The sequence below is a fragment of the Synechococcus sp. R55.7 genome, assembly GCF_047461955.1.
Lineage (GTDB): Bacteria > Cyanobacteriota > Cyanobacteriia > Thermostichales > Thermostichaceae > Thermostichus.
Window position 1 is genome coordinate 1 of sequence record NZ_JANSIC010000037.1, and the last position, 6026, is coordinate 6026.

General features: G+C 55.0%; 4 protein-coding genes. All 4 read right to left on the minus strand.

Annotated elements, in window-relative coordinates; translation table 11 throughout:
* Positions 1-166: 166 nt before the first annotated feature.
* The 4 genes from NW820_RS03310 to NW820_RS03325 all read right to left on the minus strand — a co-directional run bounded on the left by NW820_RS03310 (position 167) and on the right by NW820_RS03325 (position 5804).
* The gene (locus NW820_RS03310; RefSeq protein WP_414344143.1) at positions 167-1006 is read right to left on the minus strand and encodes a nitrate ABC transporter ATP-binding protein; all 840 of its coding nucleotides are present in this window, start codon (positions 1004-1006) and stop codon (positions 167-169) included.
* 71 nt (positions 1007-1077) lie between these two features.
* The gene (locus tag NW820_RS03315) at positions 1078-3075 is read right to left on the minus strand and encodes a nitrate ABC transporter ATP-binding protein (protein WP_414344144.1); all 1998 of its coding nucleotides are present in this window, start codon (positions 3073-3075) and stop codon (positions 1078-1080) included.
* A gap of 68 nt (positions 3076-3143) precedes the next feature.
* Entirely contained in the window at positions 3144-3971 is an 828-nt protein-coding gene (gene ntrB, locus NW820_RS03320) for a nitrate ABC transporter permease (protein WP_414344145.1), read from the minus strand.
* A gap of 522 nt (positions 3972-4493) precedes the next feature.
* Entirely contained in the window at positions 4494-5804 is a 1311-nt protein-coding gene (locus NW820_RS03325; RefSeq protein ID WP_414406669.1) for a CmpA/NrtA family ABC transporter substrate-binding protein, read from the minus strand.
* Between the last annotated feature and the right edge of the window lie 222 nt (positions 5805-6026).

Genomic DNA, 6026 nt, shown 5'->3' on the forward strand with positions numbered 1-6026 from the left:
GACGCTGGCCGTTTTGGACGAGCGGTTGCACGGCGTTGTGTGCGAGTTCCAAGAGAGGTTTGCGGATCGCCTGACCAGGGGCTGCACCTGATGGCCAAGGTGTGTGGTTTTTGGGTTTTGGGTTGCCTTGTCGCCCTCTCGCTCCGTCAACTGCTCCAGGTTGGATTTACCGGTAAGCCGCCTCTGGGTTGGCTTCATGGCCGTAGAGATAGCTGAGAACCGAGTTGCGCAGGCGGTAGTACTGCGGATCTTCAAGAATCCGCTCGCGATCCCGAGGGCGCGGGAAGGGGATGGTCACGATCTGCCCGATGGTGGCTGCAGGGCCATTGGTCATCAGCACCAGGCGGTCGGCCAAAAACAGCGCCTCATCAATGTCGTGGGTAATCATCAAAACCGTGCAGCGATGTTCATCCCAAATGCGCAACAGCTCCTCTTGAAGCTCCTCTTTGGTAATGGCATCCAAGGCCCCGAAGGGTTCATCCAAAATCAGCACTTCTGGACGGATGGCCAACGCACGAGCAATGGCTACCCGCTGTTTCATCCCTCCCGAAATTTGCGAGGGATATTTCTGAGCGGCTTCCCCCAGCCCCACCAAATCCAAATGTTCTTCCACAATTCGATGCTTTTCCGACTGGCTCTTTTGGGGAAATACCGACCGAACGGCCAAATAAACATTTTCATAAACCGTGAGCCAAGGCAACAGGGCATACCCTTGAAACACTACCATGCGCTCCGGGCCAGGAGCTGTAATCGGCTGCCCTTTCAGCTTCACCGAGCCACTGGTGGGCTGGGCAAATCCGGAAACCATATTCAGCAGGGTGGTTTTGCCACAGCCGGAATGCCCAACCAAGCAGACAAACTCTCCCTCGTTCACACTGAGGTTGATATCTCGCAAGACGGGATAATCCCCCTTGGGAGTTGAGTAGGTCTTGCTGACATTCTCAAGGCTTAGGTAGGGTTCTGCGGCTACGTTCGCTGGGGTAGAGGTTGTCAAGAGGGCAGTCATCGTAGGGTGCTCCAACTCATGATTTTCTCACAACGGGGAATGTGCTTTTGCAAGGGCGCCCAAGTGGGTATCTAGAGCAACACAGGACGACGATCTAAGGCAACCTCGGCTACATAAATATCGTGCTTAATCGCCAAACTGTTGAGGTAGGCCAGGGGATCCTCACCATTAAAGGGGATCCCATCGAACAACTGAATGGGCTGCCTTTGGTAGGAGACATCCAGTCCCAGCTCGCGGGCTGCCGTGCTGAACACCCCCACCTGACATACCCGCTCCACGATCTCCACCCAGTTGCGGGGGAAGGGCAGCTCCCCCCAGCGGGCCATTTGGGTCATCATCCACAGATGCTCGGTGCGGCTGGGACGGTTGCCGGCTCCCAGAAAGAAGCGGTGGTGGGCATATTCCCGCATCGGCCTGTCCAAGTCACAGATCAGACGCTGGGGATCCCCCAGATGAATGTAGGAGGGGTCGGTGCTCAGGTAGGCGCGGCGGCTGAGCAGCTCGCGAATCTCGTCGTGATGGGCCGGGTCTTCACAGTAGCGGCAGGCTTCCAACAGCGCTTTCACCAAGGCAATGTGGGTGTTGGGGTAGGCTCTGGCCCAATCTTCTCGCACCCCCAACACTTTGCCGGGATGGCCCAGCCAAATCTCCAGGTCTGTAGCCACCGTAAAGCCACTGCCCTCTAAGGCTGCCCGCAAATTCCAGGGCTCTCCCACACAGTAGCCATCGATGTTGCCGGCTGTCAGGTTGGCCACCATCTGGGCCGGAGGCAGCGTTTTCAGCACCACGTCATGATCCGGGTGGATCCCACCGGCTGCCAGCCAGTAGCGCAACAGCAAATTGTGCATAGAGCTGGGATGCACCACCCCAAAGGTAAGCCGACGGCTGGGACTATCCAGAATGTAAGCCTTCAACTGGCTGAGGGTGTGGATCCCTTGCTCGTAGAACCGCTTATGCAAGGTGATGGCATTGCCGTTGCGGGTCAAGGTGAGGGCCGTAACCACCGGCTGAGGCGGGTTATCCCCTCCGCCCAAGGACATCCACACCGGCATACCGGCGGGCATTTGGGCCGCATCCAGATAACCTCCCTGAATGCCGTCTTGGATCCCTCGCCAACTGGTTTCCCGCACCAAATTCACTTCTTCCAAGCCGTGTTTGGCAAAAAACCCTTTTTCTTTAGCTACAGCCAAGGGAGCGCAGGCAGTGAGGGGCACAAAGCCGATCTCCAAGTTGATCTTTTCCAAGCCATGCCTGGCCACCACAGTGCTGCGGCGAGCACGCCATTGCTTAATCCGTTTTTGTTGGTTCAAAAAGTAGATGATCTCGCTGCGGTAGCTGTAGTAGCTGGGATGGTTGACCACCTCCAGCCGACGGCGGGGCCGAGGAATGTCAATGGTTAAAATGTTCCCAATTCGGGATCCCGGCCCATTGGTGAGCATGACCACACGATCTGACAGAAGAACCGCTTCGTCCACATCGTGGGTGACCATGAGAGTGGTCATCTGATGTTCTTCACAGATGCGCATTAACTGCTCTTGCAAGTTCCCGCGCGTGAGCGCATCCAAAGCGCCAAATGGCTCATCCAACAACAACACTTTGGGCCGCAAAGCCAGGGCACGGGCAATGGCCACCCGCTGCTTCATACCCCCGGACAATTGGGCTGGGAGCTTATCTGCTGCGTGGCGCAAGCCCACCAGATCGATGTGCTCTTCCACGATCTGCTGACGCTCCGCCGGAGAATGGTTTTTAAGAACGGCATTCACCGCCAGCGCAATGTTTTGCCGAACCGTTAGCCAAGGCAAAAGCGAGTAATGCTGAAACACCACCATGCGATCGGGGCCGGGAGCGGTGATGGTATGCCCATCCAAAGCCACGATCCCCCCCGTAGGCAAAGACAGCCCCGCCACCATGTTCAATAGGGTGGATTTGCCACAGCCGGAGTGGCCGATTAAGGAGACAAACTCCCCTCGATGGATTTGCAGATCGATCCCTTTCAGAGCAAGGTATTCCTGCCCTCCGGGCAGAGCAAAAGATTTTTCCACCTGCTCCACACTGACCAATACAGACACAGAAAACCTCCCAACCTATCACCCGTCTAGCCTCAAACCAACCACATACTGACAACACATCCAACACATCATTGGTTGGCTATCTTGTTTTGCAAAACAGACATCAGGCGATCCAAAAGCAATCCCACCGCTCCGATGTAGATGACGGCAACGATGATCTCCGTAACGTAGTTCTGCTGGTAGGCATCCCAGATGAAAAAGCCGATCCCCGGCACACCTGACATCACAATTTCTGCGGCAATAATGGCCAGCCAAGACAGGCCGATGCCGATGCGCAGACCTGTGAACATGTAGGGCAGGGCTGAGGGCAGCAACACCTTAAAAAAGAAGTCCACTTTGGAGAGCTTGAGCACTTTGGAGACGTTGATGTAGTCTTCCGGGATCTGTCTCACCCCCACAGCCGTGTTGATGAGAATGGGCCAAATTGAGGTAATAAAAATAACGAACAGGGCAGCCGGCTCATTGCGTTGCAAAGCAGCCAAAGATATGGGCACCCAAGCCAAGGGAGCTACCATGCGCAAAAATTGGAAAATGGGATCCAAAGCTCGGTTGATCCACACACTGCTTCCCACCAAAATGCCCAACGTGATGCCCACCAAAGCGGCACTGCAATAGCCGATGGCCACCCTTTGTAGGCTGGCCAAGGTTTGGCGCAGCAGCCCTTGGTCGAGGTCGCTGTTGCGATACAAAGGATGCAGGATCAGATATCGGCTGCGCTCATCCATCCACACATCCCAGGGCCCCGGCAGCCGAATAAGGTTGGCACTGGCCAAGAGCTGCCAGATGAGCAGGAATCCAACAATACCCACCACAGGGGGGAGAATCTGATCTCGGTACTTCGCCAAATCGAGCTTCGCCGTTGCAGATTTTGCCGGAGAAGAAAGTGTTGTCGTCATAGCTCCTAGAGGAGGATAGGGTTTTACAAGGTTCTCTGTTGTCGCGCTCTCAGAACATTCCAGCCGCAGGGTTCTACAACGTGTTGGAAACAGAGCATGAACTGGGATTGGCCTTGCCTTTTCGTTGGATGGGCAAACACAGGGATTGCAAACTCAACAAAACTCTCACGACAATCAGAAAACTCAGGATTCCTACGGCTATTGAAAGGATGAGCTTGTCCCAGCGGGGCTGGGCCGGCCTCTCAAAAGGAGGATCCCTGAAGAGTTCGCGCGGAACGTGAAGTAGAGCCAACATAGCCGATCCTCAACATGGCATTTAAAGTTATTCAAAAAGTGCGAGGCTCATAGCATCCATCAACTTTCCATCGTTTGGGCAGAAAGCTCGGCACCGCTTTTTTCGACCTCGTGGGATCCCACAGGTAGGCAGGATCCCTGTCGCGCGAGAGATTCGAACAAGGAAACGGTAAGCCATGGACTTCCTGCGAAAGAAGGTGAGGAACTTGGCCCAATCAAGCTATTCAGCTAGACCCTTTTGATTTTCAGGCTGTTCAGGTAAGCCTGCGGATCCTGTGGGTCAAACACCACACCGTCAAAGAAACGCTCTGTTCCCCGCGAGGTGTTGTTGGGGATGTTCTTCACCCCCAGTGCCTGGGCGGCCTCACGCCAGAGATCTTCACGGTTCACTTCATCCACCAGACGACGGGCAGTATCCAGATCGGGAAGGAAGCGAGCGTGGAAGCCCCAACGCAAGGATTCCGTCAGGAACCAAAGGTCATGGCTCTTATAGGGGTAAGAGACGCTGCCCCGGCCATCTTCCCAGTACAAGGGCCCGGCATTGAAATCTTGAACAGCTGGCTTGCCGTCTCCCAATTCGTAGTTGCCTTGAAAGGGAGGGGTGAGAACTTCAACCGGCACATTCAGGTAGGCACGCCCTGAGAGAATGCGTGTCAGTTCTTCTCGGTTGGCCGGATCGTCGCACCATTGCTGCGCTTCCATCACCGCCATCAAAGTGGCTTGTGTGGCCCTGGGGTTTTGCTCTACCCAATCGGCGCGAATGGCCAAGTATTCTTCGGGGTGAAAGGGCCAAATCTGTTGGGTAAGGGCCGCCATAAACCCGATCCCATCGGCCACAATCCGGTAGGGCCAGGGATCCCCGGTGCTAAAAGCATCCATGGTGCCATTGCGCATTCCCTGCACCGTTTCGGCAGAGGGAACCGCCAACAGGTCGATGTCTTGATCCGGATCTACCCCCCCAGCAGCAAACCAGTAACGGATCCAAAAATCTTGATTGACGTTGGGGAAGGTATGAGCGGCCTTGAATTTGCGTCCGTTGCTGGCGCTGAAATTTTTGATGTAGTCTGCAGCTCCAGAAACATCTAGCCCCAAACCCTTGCCAGCATGCATTCCGGCAATGGCAATCCCGTTGCCTTGGGTGATCAACTGACACAGAACTGCCATGCGCACCGGCTGATTGTTGGTGATGGCGCCAATGTGGATCATGTGAGGCATCGGCATCTGCCACTGGCCACCGTCGATTCCCCCACCCGCTGAGCCGATGACCACGTTGTCACGGGCTGCCGGCCAACTGGCCTGTTTCAACACCTCTACACCGGTCATGCCATGCTTGTCGAAAAAGCCCTTCTCCTTGGCGATGATCAGGGGGGCAGACTCCACAATCGGTATAAAGCCTAACCTGAGATTGGGGGTTTCTGGGCCGCTGGCCTGGGCAACCCAGTAGCCTGTGCTGGCCCGTGCTAAGCTGCCACTCACGAGTCCACCCACGGTGGCCGCACCCGCAGACAGCAAAAAGTTACGACGTGACGTCATGCTCACCTCATCGAAAGGATATGTGAAGGCAAGATGGAAGCTTTCCGGTTCAAGTCGCCTGACCCATGGATTTCCTTCGTGAAATCTCAAGAAATCCTTAAATCTCAGCTTGGTTGATATCCTAAGGGCAAATAAATATAGAAACAATACAATTATTATTTTGGTAAGCATAGACTTCCGTTTATCATTGTTGCGATGGCTTAGGTCTCAATGGCGTTTCCTCCAACG

Bases quoted from the DNA above. Each gene is read 5' to 3' on its own strand.
- NW820_RS03310 (WP_414344143.1), bottom strand. From the start codon at position 1,006: ATGACTGCCCTCTTGACAACCTCTACCCCAGCGAACGTAGCCGCAGAA.
- ntrB (WP_414344145.1), bottom strand. From the start codon at position 3,971: ATGACGACAACACTTTCTTCTCCGGCAAAATCTGCAACGGCGAAGCTC.